This is a genomic window from Neorhizobium sp. USDA 3394 (assembly GCF_056280385.1).
Genome location: NZ_JBWCDU010000002.1, coordinates 1131414 through 1145871 on the forward strand (window position 1 = coordinate 1131414; position 14458 = coordinate 1145871).

At 60.0% G+C, this 14458-nt stretch carries 10 protein-coding genes and 2 pseudogenes; 9 read left to right on the forward strand and 3 right to left on the reverse strand.

Annotated features, from left to right (window positions below):
• Positions 1-900, reverse strand: a complete 900-nt coding sequence (locus ACZ9EJ_RS26985) for a LysR family transcriptional regulator (RefSeq protein ID WP_046627001.1) — start codon at positions 898-900, stop codon at positions 1-3.
• A 152-nt stretch (positions 901-1052) separates the two neighbouring features.
• Here ACZ9EJ_RS26985 and argH point away from each other — a divergent pair, with 152 nt between their 5' ends.
• From argH to ACZ9EJ_RS27020, 7 genes and pseudogenes are all read left to right on the forward strand, one after another.
• Positions 1053-2513, forward strand: coding sequence for an argininosuccinate lyase (argH, locus tag ACZ9EJ_RS26990; protein ID WP_046641783.1), 1461 nt, complete (start codon positions 1053-1055; stop codon positions 2511-2513).
• Positions 2510-3382 (forward strand): amino acid ABC transporter permease, encoded by an 873-nt coding sequence (locus ACZ9EJ_RS26995; protein ID WP_046627003.1) that lies wholly within the window; start codon positions 2510-2512, stop codon positions 3380-3382. Before argH ends, ACZ9EJ_RS26995 begins: the two co-directional genes overlap by 4 nt.
• A gap of 9 nt (positions 3383-3391) precedes the next feature.
• Positions 3392-4162 (forward strand): amino acid ABC transporter ATP-binding protein, encoded by a 771-nt coding sequence (locus tag ACZ9EJ_RS27000; RefSeq protein ID WP_046627004.1) that lies wholly within the window; start codon positions 3392-3394, stop codon positions 4160-4162.
• Between the two features lie 81 nt (positions 4163-4243).
• Positions 4244-5071 (forward strand): ABC transporter substrate-binding protein, encoded by an 828-nt coding sequence (locus tag ACZ9EJ_RS27005; protein WP_046641784.1) that lies wholly within the window; start codon positions 4244-4246, stop codon positions 5069-5071.
• A 106-nt stretch (positions 5072-5177) separates the two neighbouring features.
• Positions 5178-6569 (forward strand): MmgE/PrpD family protein, encoded by a 1392-nt coding sequence (locus ACZ9EJ_RS27010; RefSeq protein WP_046627006.1) that lies wholly within the window; start codon positions 5178-5180, stop codon positions 6567-6569.
• A gap of 11 nt (positions 6570-6580) precedes the next feature.
• Positions 6581-7453: a polysaccharide deacetylase family protein gene (locus ACZ9EJ_RS27015; RefSeq protein ID WP_046627007.1), complete on the forward strand. Its 873-nt coding sequence runs from the start codon at positions 6581-6583 to the stop codon at positions 7451-7453.
• 222 nt (positions 7454-7675) lie between these two features.
• Positions 7676-8187: pseudogene (locus ACZ9EJ_RS27020) on the forward strand (integrase core domain-containing protein); the annotation flags it as partial.
• 224 nt (positions 8188-8411) lie between these two features.
• Here the strand turns inward: ACZ9EJ_RS27020 and ACZ9EJ_RS27025 are convergent.
• On the reverse strand, positions 8412-8894 hold the full coding sequence (locus tag ACZ9EJ_RS27025; protein ID WP_046627014.1) for an Lrp/AsnC family transcriptional regulator: 483 nt from the start codon (positions 8892-8894) through the stop codon (positions 8412-8414).
• A 125-nt stretch (positions 8895-9019) separates the two neighbouring features.
• On the opposite strand from ACZ9EJ_RS27025, the gene ACZ9EJ_RS27030 reads away from it, so the two are divergent.
• Entirely contained in the window at positions 9020-11422 is a 2403-nt protein-coding gene (locus ACZ9EJ_RS27030) for a transketolase-like TK C-terminal-containing protein (protein ID WP_046627016.1), read from the forward strand.
• A gap of 210 nt (positions 11423-11632) precedes the next feature.
• Positions 11633-11854 (forward strand): annotated as a pseudogene (locus tag ACZ9EJ_RS27035) (IS30 family transposase); the annotation flags it as partial.
• 404 nt (positions 11855-12258) lie between these two features.
• On the opposite strand, the gene paoC reads toward ACZ9EJ_RS27035, so the two are convergent.
• On the reverse strand, positions 12259-14457 hold the full coding sequence (paoC, locus tag ACZ9EJ_RS27040) for an aldehyde oxidoreductase molybdenum-binding subunit PaoC (protein WP_046627019.1): 2199 nt from the start codon (positions 14455-14457) through the stop codon (positions 12259-12261).
• Between the last annotated feature and the right edge of the window lies 1 nt (position 14458).

Sequence of the window (14458 nt, forward strand, 5' to 3'; positions counted from 1 at the left end):
CTAATCTTTCGTTGAACGGGCTTCTTCGTGCAACCATTGTTCAAAAAGACGCATCGACTGGCTAGTGGGAATGTTGCCAGGCTTGGTGAACCAGTATCCATGGTCGCTCCGGAAGCCCAGCCCTCCGGGATTGACGAGGCGGCCCGCAGCGAGTTCCTCGACGATCAGGCCATGTGGGATCAGTGCCATGCCCTGCCCTGCCAGTGCCGCGCGGATAACCATCGTATAATAGCCGAAGCGCATCGTGTGGCGAACCTCCAGCCCGAGCAATCCATTTGCCTGCACGAAGAATGGCCAATGGAACGGCGTCTGTGGATGCTCCAGCATGACACCCCGCGCTGCGGCTTCGATGGTCGCGGGATCTCCAAGCTTTTCCCAGTAGGACGCGGCGCTGACGAGACGAATGTCATTGCCGAAGAGATATGTGCCCTCCTCATCCGGTGCCGGGGCCACGAGAAAACGTACGCTTCCATCGGGAGTTTCCGTCTGCGTTTTTGAGACGAAGGTCGTAAACTGCACTTCGATTTCGGGATGGGCCTCAGTGAATTGGACAAAGCGCGGCAGAAGCCAGCGATCACCGAAGATCGGCGGGACCTGAAGACGAAGAACACGCGGCCCTGGCTTGAGGCGAGCGACCTTTAGGGCTGCATCCTCCATTGCCTTGATGGCGGTGCGGGCATGCTCGATGTAAATGGCGCCCAACTCGGTTGGAACCATACCGTTCGGCGTGCGCTGGAAAGCTGGGCCACCGATGAGTTCTTCCAATCCGATCAATTGCTTGCTGACCGCGCTTTGCGAGAGCGAGAGCGGCTCTGCGGCAGCACTCGTCGAGCCGCGCTCGCCGACGGCCAGCAGAACCTGTAGCGCCGTCATGGACGGAAATTGCTTGCGGCCAGACATATTCACCTCGCCCGTTCAGTCGTTTTCAGACTAAGCGTCCAAGGCATGGCTGGCTAGTCGTTTTTGTCATAGGCCAAGGAATTAACTTCGCTTGCCTTAATTAGCGCCGAATAGGAGCATTGCCTCAATATTAAACATAAAAGGGAACTATCATGTCAGAGCCGACCCAGCTCTGGGGTGGACGCTTCAAGTCCGGCCCCTCGGAAGCGCTTGCCAATCTTTCACGCGCGCACCCTTCTTACTTCCGGCTTTACCGCGAAGACCTGGCCGGCTCGCGTGCTCATGCCTCCGAACTGAAGCGCGCAGGCGTGTTGGATGAAGCAGAATTCGCTACGATCCGTGAAGCGCTCGACCATATCGAGACCGATGTTGCGACCGAGAACGAAAAGCCAATCACCACCGACGAAGACATTCATACCTTCCTTGAACGCTTGCTGATGCAGCGTCTCGGCGTGCTGGGTGGCAAGCTGCGCGCCGGGCGCTCGCGCAACGACCAGACCTCCAACAATACCCGTCTTTATCTGCGCCGGATGGCACGGGAACTGTCACGTGACATTGTCGAAATCGAACTGGCGCTTGTCTCCCAGGCCTCCCGACATATCGAAACGGTGATGCCGGGCTTCACGCATCTGCAGCCTGCTCAGCCTGTCGTGCTCGGCCATCATCTCATGGCGCATGCGCAGAGCCTGCTTCGAGACCTTGAGCGTTTCGAGGATTTCGACAGGCGGTTCGACCGCTCGCCTCTTGGCGCCGCCGCTCTGGCCGGTTCCGGTATCGCCTGCCGCCCGGACCTGTCGGCGGTCGAACTTGGCTACGCCGCGGCCTGCGAAAACTCCATCGACGCCGTTTCGGCCCGCGATCATGTGGCCGAATTCCTGTTCATCTGCTCACTGGTTGCCATCAGCCTATCTCGCCTTGCGGAAGAAATCTGCATCTGGAGTTCCAAGCAGTTCAGCTGGGTCAGGCTGCATGATTCCTACTCGACCGGCTCCTCCATCATGCCACAGAAGAAGAACCCCGACATTGCCGAACTGACCCGCGGCATGAGCGGCACGCTGATCGGCAACATCGCCGGCTTCCTGGCAACGATGAAGGCCATGCCACTCGCCTATAACCGCGACCTCGCTGAAGACAAGCGGGCGCTCTTTGAGAGCATCGATGTTCTCGAACTCATCCTGCCCGCTTTCGCCGGCATGGTGGAAACGCTGGAATTCGATGTCGCGAAATTGCGCGAAGAAGCGCCGAGGGGCTTCACGCTGGCAACGGAAGTGGCGGACTGGCTGGTATCTCAGAACGTGCCGTTCGCGCAGGCGCATGACATTACCGGCGCTGTGGTCCGCTATTGCGAAGAGCGCGGCCATGATCTTGCCGGTCTGAGTGAGGAAGATCTGCCCCGTATCGACGCCCGCCTTGCGCCCGCTGTTCTCAAAGCCATCACATTGGAAGGCGCGCTTGCCAGCCGCACCGGCTTTGGCTCGACGTCGCCGACCAGAGTGCGGGAACAGATAGAGCGCTTCACCGGCGCGCTGGAGGCACGAAAGGTCTTCGCAGAGAGCACGCTGAACCTGCCGGGCAGAGTTTCCCCCTCCGAGAACGCACGAGGCGTCCGATGACCATGCCAGCACCCCAAGCGGCATCGCTCGACCAGAAATACGAGATCGCCCACCTGACGCTCGTTCCCAAGCGCCATATCGGGCGCATGGTGACCGCCGCCTTGGTTCTGGCCGCTCTTGCCGCCCTCGTACGCGCCTTCAGCGTCGGCCAGATCGAGTGGAGCTATGTCCGGGACTTCCTCTTCGCGCCGGCCATCCTGCAGGGGCTGCAGAGCACCCTGGTGATGACCGTGGCCGCCATGACGCTCGGCATCGTTCTTGGTGTGGTCATCGCCCTGATGCGCGTTTCGGGCAACCCGGTCCTGTCGTCCATCGCGGTGGGCTATGTCTGGATCTTCCGCGGCGCGCCAGCGCTCCTGCAACTGATGATCTGGTTCAACCTGGCGCTCATTTTTCCAACTATGGGCATTCCCGGCCTATTCGAATTCCGCACCGTGGACATCATGACGCCGTTTGTCGCGGCCATGCTGGGGCTTGGCATTTCCCAGGGGGCCTACACGTCCGAAGTCGTGCGCAGCGGCCTTCTGTCGGTGGATAGCGGGCAGTATGAAGCAGCACGCTCGATCGGCATGACGCAAATGGTGATGCTGCGGCGCATCGTGCTTCCGCAGGCCATGCGCGTCATGGTTCCGCCGATCGGCAACGAAGTGATCGGCATGGTCAAGCTCACTTCACTTGCCAGCGTCATCCAGTATTCGGAAATCCTGCACAACGCGCAGATCATCTATTTCGCGAATACCCGCGTGCTGGAATTGTTGCTGGTTGCCAGCTTCTGGTATCTCGCGGTCGTCTCCGTCCTCTCGATCGTCCAGCATTATATCGAGCAATATTTCGGCCGCGGCAGCAAAGCCGTCAGCGCTTCGATGTGAGGGGATGAGATGAGCAAGGAAATCGTTGTAAAAGCCGTTGACGTTACCAAGCTGTTCGGCACGTTCACAGCGCTCGATAAAGTCAGCCTCGAAATAGCCAAGGGCGAGGTGTGCTGCATTATCGGCCCTTCCGGATCGGGAAAGAGCACCTTTCTCCGTTGCATCAACCAGCTCGAAAAGATGAACGCCGGGGCAATCTGGGTGAATGATGAACTGGTCGGCTATCGCCGCGAAGGCAACAATCTTCACGAGATAAGCGATGTGGAAATGTCGCGGCAGCGCCGCCACATCGGCATGGTTTTCCAGCGGTTCAACCTGTTTCCGCACAAGACCGCGCTGGAAAACATCATGGAGGGTCCGGTCCACGTTCTGCGCGAGCCGATAGCCGATGTCCACAAACGGGCAGAAGACCTGCTCGTCCGTGTGGGGCTAGGCGACAAGGCCGGGCATTATCCCTCGCAACTGTCCGGCGGTCAGCAGCAGCGGGTGGCAATTGCCCGTGCGATGTGCATGCGCCCCGAATTGATCCTGTTCGACGAACCGACTTCCGCACTCGACCCGGAACTTGTCTCCGAAGTCCTGGACGTGATGAAGGATCTCGCCGCAAGCGGCATGACCATGATCGTGGTGACACACGAACTGGGCTTTGCCCGTAGCGTCGCCAACACCGTCGCCTTCATGGAGGCGGGCAAGATGGTCGAAGTCGGCCCTGCCTCTCAAGTTCTCAGTTCGCCGAAAAGCCCTCGCACCGTGGAGTTCATCAGGGCCGTTCACGGCTGAAATCAATCGGCCCGGTCATTCCGGCCGGCCCGCGCTTCAAGACTACACCAATCCAGTCAGCTTAAAAAAAGGGGAATTCGCATGAAAACAGCTCTTATCACGCTCGCCGTACTTCTCACCTCTACTGTGGTGCATGCCGAAGGACTGCCGGACCGCATCAAGACTGCGGGCAAGGTCGTCGTCGCAAACCAGCCCAATTATCCGCCGATGGAATACAAGGATCCGGCCACCAACACGCTGATGGGGGTCGACATCGATCTTGGCGTCGCGCTTGCCAAGCAGCTTGGCACCAAGGTCGAATGGGCGGAAATCGGCTTCGAACAGATGATTTCGTCTCTCGAGACGGGTCGCGTCGATCTCATCCATAGCGGCATGAGCGACCTTCCGAAACGCCGCGATACTCTCGACTTCGTCGATTACATGAAATCCGGCGCACAGTTCTACACCTCCGCCGCCCGCAAGGAGGAATTCAAGACCCCGGCCGACTTCTGCGGCAAGACGGTGGGCATGAGCCGCCGCACATCCTTCCCGGACGAAACCGCCAAGTGGAGCGCGGCTAACTGCGAGGCCAAGGGTCTTGCCGCCATCAAGGTCGTTGGCACGGAGGGCTCGGCCGATGCGCGCGCCCAGCTGAAGCAGGGCCGCCTCGATGGCGCCGTGCAGGGCTCTGAAACGCTGCCCTACCTGATGGCTCTGGAGAAGAATACCTACGCCATCGTCGGTGAACCGATCACGGCCGTTTACCAGGGCATTGCCTTCTCCAAGAAGGATCCTGCTTTGCGGGATGCCTATGCCGGCGCGCTGAAGGCCATCATGGCATCCGGCGAGTATAAGGCGATCTTCGTAAAGCACGGGCTGGAAGGCACGCTGCTGGACGGCATCTACATCAACGGCGAACCCGCAAAGTAAGTGGCAAGACGTCCGTGACAAAAAATTATCCGGCCGCGATGGTTTTGCGGCCGGTATCTCTCCCGCGTTGACGTTGCCGGCCTTTCCTTTATTTCAGAGTTTTCTTATGAACAATTCTCTCGCCGACACGCCGATTGACAGGCTCGCCCGCTTCGTTTCCGGTCTTGACTACGGCTCCATACCGGAAAGTGTTGTCGCCAAGACAAAAGTCCACATTGCCGATACCCTCGGCGCGGCCATCGCGGGCGCCCGCTCTCAAGAGTTTGCAAGCGCGGTGCAGGCGATGCACTCGGCGGGCAGTACGCTGCTTTGGGGCACAGGCCTTACCGGTTCGCCGCGTGACAGCGCCTTCATCAATGGTGTCGCAGCCCATGCCTTCGAACTCGACGACGCCGGCGGCTGCGATCATTCCGGCGCCGTGATCATGCCCGCCGTCTTTTCAGCCCTGCATAAAGTGGCACGGCCTGTGGATGGCAAACGCATGATCACCGCTGTTGTCGCAGGCTACGATGCGGGACGCCGCATCCTTGAAGCCACCGGCGGTTACGATGCCCATAATGGGCTCGGCTGGCATTCGACCGGTACATGCGGTACGTTTGCCGCGGCAGCCGCCGTTGCAAGCCTGCTCGGCCTCGATGCCTCGGCCGCCCGAGACGCCATGACGCTGGCGACAAGCTTCTCTTCCGGCCTTTGGGCCTTCATCCATGATGGCTCCCAGGCAAAAAAACTTCATGCCGGTCGGGCAGCGGAAGGTGGTCTGCTTGCGGCCTTGCTCGCAGCCAACGGCTTTGCCGGACCCTCGCGCGTGTTCGATGACGTCTGGGGTGGCTTCTTCACCTCGTTCAACAAGTCCGCCTGCCAGCCTGACCTCTTGTCGGAGGGGCTCGGCGATGTCTGGAAGCTCAACCGGGCGGTATTGAAACCCTATGCTTCCTGCCGTGGCGCGCATTCCGCCGTCGATGCGCTGGAGGACCTGCTCGTCGAAACCGACCGACTGCCGCAGGAGATCAACCGGATCGATCTTCGCATGAGCGGCATGCTGAAGAATATGTGCGGCGCGAAGGAGGGCGGCGCCATGGCACCAACCCAGATGAGCCTGCCTTTCGCGCTTGCCGCCCGGTGTGTCTTCGGCACCGCTGGCCTTCAGGCCTATACCGAGGAGCGGCGCCAGCATCCGGACGTCCACGCGATGATGGAACGGATCGGCATTTCCGTTGACGCATCGATGGATGCCATGGCCGAGCCGATGGTGACGCTGAGCTTCTGCGATGGCTTGGTTGTCGGGCGGATGGTGCCACGCGCCACGGGCTCGGCCGAGCGACCGATGCCTGCTTCCGCCATCGCGGCCAAATTCCGTGAACTTGCCACCATGAGTCTGCCCGAAGACCGAGTGGAGACGCTCTGGCAAAAGCTCGGCAACCTTGAGCAGATCAGGGACTGCACGGAGATCGAGGCGCAAATGACCGGCCACGCAGAAACGCTTCCCACCTTCCGCTGAAAGGCAATTCCATGACCTTCGATCTGACACCACGCCCCCTCAACCCGGCGGCGAAGACACCGGACATGACCTGGCCGAACGGCACGAAAAGCGCGCTGTTCATCGGATTTGACGTCGATGCCGAGACCGCCTGGATCGGTAACAACCCATCCAATGTCGATCGCATGGTCACCACGTCGCATGGCGGTTATGATGCCCGCGTCGGCATTGCCCGGATCCTTGGCCTGCTGGACGAGCTCGGCCTGAAGGCCACTTTCTTCACGCCTGGCTGGACGGCGCTCGCGCATCGGGCCGAATGCGAGGCCATGGTGACGGCCGGCCACGAGATCGGTCATCACGGATACCTGCACAAGTTGCCCGATCGCAGCAAGCTCGATGAAGCCATGGAGGAAATCGACCGAGGCTTCGAGGCGCTGCAATCGGCGCTCGGAGTCCGCCCGGTCGGTTATCGCGCTCCGTCGGGCGAGAATTTTCCTGAGCTTCTCGCCTATCTCAAAAAGTCCGGCATCCGCTATTCCAGTTCCTTCCGGGACGACATCCTGCCCTACAGGCACGCGGCAAGCGGTGGCGTGCCAGGCCCGGTCGAAATCCCCGTCAACTACGCCTTCGACGACTGGAATTTCGGCATGACAAGCCGCACCAGCCCGCGCCCGATCTTCGGGCGGGAGGCAATCCTGCCACTCTGGATCGACGAGTTCGAGGCAACCCATGCCTGGGGCGGGGTGACGACGCTCGTGCTTCACCCCCAGGTTTCCGGCCGCCCGATGCGCTGGCACCTGCTGCGGGACTTCCTGAAGCACCTGCTTTCCAAGGGCGATGTGTGGATCGCCACAGGCCGCGAAATCACCGACCATTTTGAGGCCCAGGAAGCGGCCCGTCTGTAAAAGCTGCCGATCAGAAGGATATATGCCCATGGCTTTCGATGACGACGCACTAGAGCGTCTGCGGACGCGTTATGGCGAAGGCCGCGGCGTGGTCTGCCCCCTGAAAAGTGATCCTTCATGAAGTATGGCTTACGAGCCTCAAAAGGACATTGAAATGGCAGCGAAAAGACACAAGGCAGAAGAGATCGTCACGAAGCTTCGTCAGGTTGACGTGCTGAATGCTCCTACGACTTCGTCAAGGATCGGACGCACAATGGCAGGAAAATCCGCATGCTCAACGTGATCGATGAGTTCACCCGGGAATGTATCGCTATCCGGGTCGAGAGAAAGCTGAAGGCCGTCGATGTCATCGGCGTGCTTTCCCACCTCTTGATCCTTCGGGGCGTCCCAACGCATATTCGTTCTGACAATGGCCCGGAGATCATCGCCAAGGCGCTATGGGAGTGGATCGCGGCGGTGGGAGCCAACGCCTACTCATGCCGGGCAGCCCCTGGGAAAACGGCTATTGCGAGAGCTTCAACTCGAAACTCCGTGACGAACTGCTCAACGGAGAAATCTTCTACACGCTCAAGGAGGCGAAGATCGTCATCAAAAACTGGAGACAGCATTACAACACAGTGCGGCCCCACTCATCGCCGGGGTACAAGCCACCGGCACCCGAAACGGCCATTTGGCCTCGCCAGAACGGACCGGCTTCAACAACAGCGATGGCCAGAAGACCGAGCATCCACTAACATTCCAAACGGATCACCCCCTGGGGGCAGGCCAATTGCGCAAAGCCCGGATTTGGTAACCGCCGTCACCGCCAAGATTGATCCGGATTATTTAAAGACGGTGCGCCGAAACCTTCCGCTAGCAAATCATCGTGTCTTAAACATAATGCCCCACACAAATTGATGGGGCAAAGCGACCAACGTTTCGATAAGAGGGAAGTTATGCCCACGACTCATTTCCCTCGCTATTTCCGAAGGTGAGCGGTGGGCAATGCGGTCGTATACTTGACCTGCCCCAAGGCAAAGCTGGACCGGATGTTGGATACGCAGGGAATGGTCGTCAGCCGGTCAGTCACGAGCGACTGGTATTTTCTGAGATCCTCGACGACAACCCGAAGAAGATAGTCCGATTCGCCGGTCATCAGATAACATTCCATGACTTCAGGCATGGACCGCACCGCCTCGTCGAAGATGTCGAGTGATGCTCTGTCCTGTTGCTTCAACGAAATATGGACGAAGACGTTGACGGCGAGACCAAGGGATTGCGCATCCACGAGCGCAACCGTTCCCTTGATTACGCCGTTCTCCTTTAGATCATTGACACGCCGCCAGCAGGGAGAAGCCGACAGACCAGTCGCTGCGGCGAGTTCCGCCGTACTGAGTTCGGCATCGTTCTGCAAAAGATCCAGGAGCTTCAACGTTGCAGCATCATAGCTGACAATCGGCATGAAATTTCCACTTTCCCGATTAAGCGGGCGAATCTTACCGGAAGTTGGACGGCGATCAAGTTAGAAAGACCAGTAATTCCGCATCAAGGGTGATAGTTTTTCACTGCAATAAGGGAGGATTGGAGATGAAGTTGAGCCTGTCGCAGGAAAAGCTCCGGATGATGAAGGATCTTGAACGCCAAGTGCTTTGGCATGCCTGTTGGACGATACACAACGCCAACCACAATCGCGAAAGAGGCGATGTCAAAGTGGGCGGCCACCAGGCGTCGTCAGCCTCCATGGTGTCGATCATGACAACGCTTTATCTTCACACCCTGAAGCCGGAGGATCGGATAGCGGTAAAGCCACACGCCTCCCCGGTCTTCCACGCGATCCAGTATCTTATGGGCAATCAGCAGCGAGAAAAGCTGGTCAACTTTCGCGGTTATGGTGGAGCCCAATCCTATCCGAGCCGCACCAAGGATATTGACGACGTCGATTTCTCCACGGGCTCGGTCGGGCTGGGCGTGGCGATCACGGCGTTTGCCTCGATCATCCAGGATTACATCGAAGCCAAATCCTTTTCATCGCCACGTCCTAAGGGCCGTATGATCGCCCTTGTCGGCGATGCCGAACTGGATGAGGGCAATATCTATGAATGCCTGCAGGAGGGCTGGAAGCACGACCTGCGCAATACATGGTGGATTGTCGACTACAACAGGCAGAGCCTCGACGGCGTGGTGCGCGAGGGGCTTTGGAAGCGCATCGAAGCCATATTTGCTGCTTTCGGCTGGGACGTGAAGGTGCTGAAATACGGCGCATTACAGGAGGCCGCCTTTCGCGAGCCCGGCGGTGCGGCGCTGCGCGACTGGATCGACCGTTGCCCGAACCAGCTTTATTCGGCACTCACCTATCAAGGCGGACCAGCATGGCGAAAGCGCCTGACCGACGAGATCGGCGATCAGAGCGAGGTAACACGGCTGATCGACCGGCGCACGGATGCAGAACTTTCCGAGCTGATGAACAATCTCGGTGGCCATTGCATCGGAACGCTGGCGAAAACCTTCGAAAGCATCGACCATGATCGGCCGACGGTGTTTCTGGCCTATACGATCAAGGGTTGGGGGACACCGCTGGCCGGACATAAGGACAATCATGCCGGTCTGATGACCAAGGCCCAGATGGAGGAGTTCCAGAACCGCATTGGCGTGGCCGCGGGCCAGGAATGGGAGGAGTTCGGCGCCATCAAGAATGCATCGGCGGTCAAGACCTATCTCAAAACAATCCCCTTTTTCGCCAAGGGCTCACGCCGCTACGCCGCTGCCCGTGTCGCATCGCCCGGGCCGGTCTTCCTCGATGATCGCGAACTTTCAACACAGGCAGGCTTCGGCAAAATTTTGGATGCGATCGCTCGGCGCGATGACGATCTCTCCAACAGAATTGTCACGATATCACCGGATGTCACCGTTTCCACCAACCTCGGTCCCTGGGTGAACCGGCGTGGGCTGTTTGCGCGAGACGCGCTGGCGGATACGTTCCGGGAGGAGAAAGTGCCCTCCACTCAGAAATGGTCTTTCGGTCCTGCAGGACAGCATATCGAACTCGGCATCGCGGAAATGAACCTGTTCCTGCTGCTGGGTGCAGCCGGGCTGTCGCATTCGCTGTTCGGGGAAAGGCTCATACCGATCGGCACCGTCTATGATCCTTTCGTCGCCCGCGGCCTCGATGCGCTGAATTACGCTTGTTACCAGGATGCCCGCTTCATGATCGTCGGCACGCCATCGGGCGTCACGCTCGCGCCGGAGGGGGGCGCTCATCAATCCATTGGACAACAGTTGATCGGGATGAGTCAGGACGGCTTGGCGAGTTTCGAACCGGCCTATCTGGACGAACTCTCGATCATCATGGACTGGTCATTCGACTATATGCAGCGAGAAGGCAAAGGCGGGCATGACCCGCGGACATGGCTGCGGGACGAAGCCGGCGGCTCGGTTTATCTGCGCTTGACGACCCGGCCACTGGAACAACCGGTGCGCCGCGAAAGCGAAGTGTTTCGTCAAGGTGTGGTCGACGGCGCCTACTGGCTTCGCGAACCGCAAGCGAATACCGGTCTGGTGCTGGCGTATCAGGGCTGCGTTGCGCCGGAAGTGCTTACCGCTGCCGGGCGGCTGGCGGATCGGCACCGCGACGTGGCGGTACTGGCCGTGACTTCCGCGGACCGTCTCCATGCCGGCTGGACGGCGGCACAACGCGCCAGACGGCACGGATATGCTGCCGCCCGCAGCCACGTGGAAAATCTGCTCGCGACCCTACCCCAGCATGCCCATATGATAACCGTCACGGATGGTCATCCAGCAACGCTCGGTTGGTTCGGTTCGGTTCATGGTCATACGCTGACCAGCCTCGGCGTTGAGCATTTCGGCCAGACCGGCACGGTCGCCGATCTCTACGCGCATTTCGGCATCGATACCGATTCGATAATTGAAGCAGCGGAGGCGGCCGTTCGGCACAGCCATCGGCATACGGCCGGATCATTGATTGTTGCCTGAGTTTAACACCTTTTCGGCTCAACGTGATCCGCGCAGCCTCCTGGCCAACCAGACCCGGCGTATGCGGACGTTCCTGCGAGCGTGCCGAGGGCGCTGCCATGGAATAGAACATCATATAGCCGCTAATCAGCTGATGCTCCGTTGTGGATTCAGAGCCGCGACGACGCTGAGGTTGGTGCCGTGGATGGCCTGGACACCCAGGGCGAGCAGCACTGGAAACGTGACACGATCCATTTTCGCAAAGAAGTTCGGCAGGACCAATATCATATCGCTTGTCGAGCGGGTTAGCCACTTTGCCATCTGCGCAGCAACGGCCGGCAGTCCCGGTGTGTCATGGATGGTCCTATGAAAGCCATGCAGGCACTGCACCGTCTTGCCCGCCGGTCGATCACCTTTGACCACGGGACGAAGTTCATCGACTGGCCGTATCTACAGGAACATCTGCGATCGGCTCACTCGACACCGCGCAAGTGCGTTGCCTACCGAACGCCTGCGGAAGTCTTGCGCAGGAAACTGCTCGCTCAAATGACCTGTCAGATAGCATCATACGTTCAGATCGCAGTTCTGAATAAACTTACAGCCCTCCGCTTGTCGTTGCGATCCGCGCTTCCGAACAGTGGTTTCGTCAAGCTGGATGTTGGTTCCGACATGGTTGTTCATATGCCGCAGCGTGCCATCCATGGAGATCGAGCGGCACTTGCACGAATCTCAGCACGGGTCTCAAGCGCCGCGCAATTGTCCGCGCAGTAGGCCGCGGACAACAGGATCTGCTCAGGGCCGTCGGCGATCGCACTATAGGCGAACGAAGCGCTGGTGCGTCGGCCCACGTCGCTCCCTCACGCGAGCTCGGGTAATCCGCCGATCAACTTGTCGAGCGTGATCGGATAGCGCCTGACACGGATGCCTGTCGCATTGTAGATCGCATTCGCGATCGCGGCAGACACGCCACAAAGCCCGAGCTCCCCGACGCCCTTTGCCTTCATCGGCGATGACATCGGATCCGCTTCGTCCATGAAGACAACCTCCTGATGAGGGATGTCGGCGTGCACCGGAACCTCGTATCCCGCCAAGTCATGATTGACGAAGAATCCGCGGCGCGTGTCGACGGCAAGCTCTTCGAGGAGCGCTCCGCCAGCGCCCATGGTCATCGCGCCGATGACCTGGCTGCGGGCGGTGATAGGGTTGAGGATTCGACCAGCAGCGCAGACGGCCAGCATTCGGCGAATTCGGGTTTCGCCGGTCGCGGCATCGACGCCGACTTCCACGAAGTGTGCACCGAAGGTCGACTGCTGGTGCGTCTTCGTCAGATCGCCCCACTCGATTGTGTCTTCGCCGACCAGCCCCTCGCCTCCCGCGGCGTCGGCCAGCGGAATGGAGCGGTTACCGCTCAGGACCTGACCGTTCTCAAACACGACGTCGTTAGAGTTGAAGCCCAATTTGCTCGCAACAGCTTCGCGAAGCTTCACGCACGCCGCATAGACACCGGAGGTCGAGGAGTTCGCACCGAACTGGCCGCCGGATCCCGCCGAGACTGGGAAGCGTGAATCGCCGAGCTGGACCGCCACCTTGTCGATGCCGATGCCCATCATTTCGGCGGCTGTCTGGGCGATGATGGTATAGCTGCCGGTGCCGATGTCGGTCATGTCGGTCTCGACTGTCACGACGCCCTCACGGTCTAACTTCACACGTGCTCCGGATGGCATGACGAGGTTGTTCCGGAAGGCGGCGGCGACCCCCATGCCGACAAGCCAATTATTTTCTCTGCGCGAGGCCACTTCCCGTCGATTTTTCCACCCGAACCGATCGGCGCCGAGGGTGAGGCAACCGCTGAGGTTCCGCTGGGAAAAGGCGCGCTCCGGATGCTCCGGATCCACCTGCGTATCGTTGACAATACGGAACAGGATCGGGTCCATGCCGAGCTTTTCGGCCATCTCGTCAATAGCGATCTCGAGTGCCATCAGGCCAGGAGCTTCACCTGGGGCACGCATCGCGTTGCCTTCCGGCAGGTCGAGCGTGGCGAGGCGCATTGCCGTCATACGGTTTGCTCCCGCGTACAGGAGGCGCGTCTGGTTAACTGCTGTCTCCGGGCTTCCGCCCGGCAGGTCGCCCGACCAGCTCTCGTGGGCGATTGCGGTGATCTTGCCGTCCCGCTGGGCGCCGATGCGGATCCGCTGGATGGTCGCCGGTCGGTGAGTCGTGTTGTTCGGCATAAAAGGTCGAGGCAAGGCAACCTTCACTGGGCGGCCGACCGCCTTGGAGCCGAAGGCTGCGAGGACGGCGTCGGCGCGCAGGAAGAGCTTGCCGCCGAAACCGCCGCCGATGAAGGGCGACATAAGGTGGACCTTCTCCTTGTCGATCCCGAGCGTCATCGCAAGATCGGTCCGCCACCAGTCGATCATCTGGCTGGACGTCCAGACCGTGACTTCGTCGCCGTCCCAGGCGGCGATTGAGGCGTGCGGCTCCATCATCGAATGCGACTGGTCAGGGGTGGTGTAGGTCTCGCTCAGGGTGATGGGGGCTGCCCTGAACGCCGCGTCGAAGTCGCCGACGGCGGTGTCCGGCTCCTGAGATTCGTCCGGCTTCTTGGCCGACGGCATCGCGGCTCGCAGATCGTACGATCCCGTCTCCTGTTCGTAGGCCACCTTCACCAGCGCTGCTGCGGCTCGGGCCTGTTCGAAGGTCCGCGCGACGACCACGGCCGTGGCTTGGTGGTAGTGCTGGATCTCCGCACCGCCGAATAGCTTGGCGGTGTTGAACTTGCCCTTCTCCAGATCGCCTACATCGAGCGTGGTGACGACCCCGAGGACGCCATCAGCCCGCTTGGCAGCCGACGTGTCGATCGACTTCACCCTGCCCTTGGCGATCGCGGAGCCGACAGGGTAGCCGTAGACGTAGGGTATGTTCTTGTCATGCCATTCGTAGGCGTATATCGCCAGGCCGGTTGTCTTCAGTTCGCCGTCGATACGGTGAATCGGCTTGCCGACGACCTTGAGCTGGTCGATGGGGTTCGTCGTTGCTGGCTTGTCGAATTGCATG